At 61.5% G+C, this 291-nt stretch carries 1 protein-coding gene; it reads left to right on the top strand.

What is annotated here, in order from left to right:
- Window positions 1–291, top strand: a 291-nt coding sequence (locus Q1A69_RS20235) for a hypothetical protein (protein ID WP_299589764.1), incomplete at both ends; no start/stop codon positions are given.

Below are 291 nucleotides of genomic sequence, written 5' to 3'. Positions count from 1 at the left end.
AGTCACCGTCGACAGCATGGTGTTCGCCAACCTCACCAGCATCACGGCCGGCGGCAGTGCCGACAGTGTCAGTGGCGGTACTAACCACGGCTGGGCCCTGACCGACCAAACCAATCAGGTGGTACACAACGGGGTCACCATTACCGGCGCCGAATCTCTGAGCGCTGGTAACGGTCGTCTGAGCAGCAGCGAGAATGACCGTTACGCGTTCAACGCCGACGCCGATCAAGTCACCGTCGACAGCATGGTGTTTGCCAACCTCACCAGTATTGCCGCCAGCGGCAGCGCCGA

This window comes from uncultured Microbulbifer sp., from assembly GCF_947498635.1.
Taxonomy (GTDB): Bacteria; Pseudomonadota; Gammaproteobacteria; order Pseudomonadales; family Cellvibrionaceae; genus Microbulbifer; species Microbulbifer echini.
The sequence above is the reverse complement of the archived record's forward strand: the minus strand, read 5'-3'. Positions and strand labels throughout refer to the sequence as shown.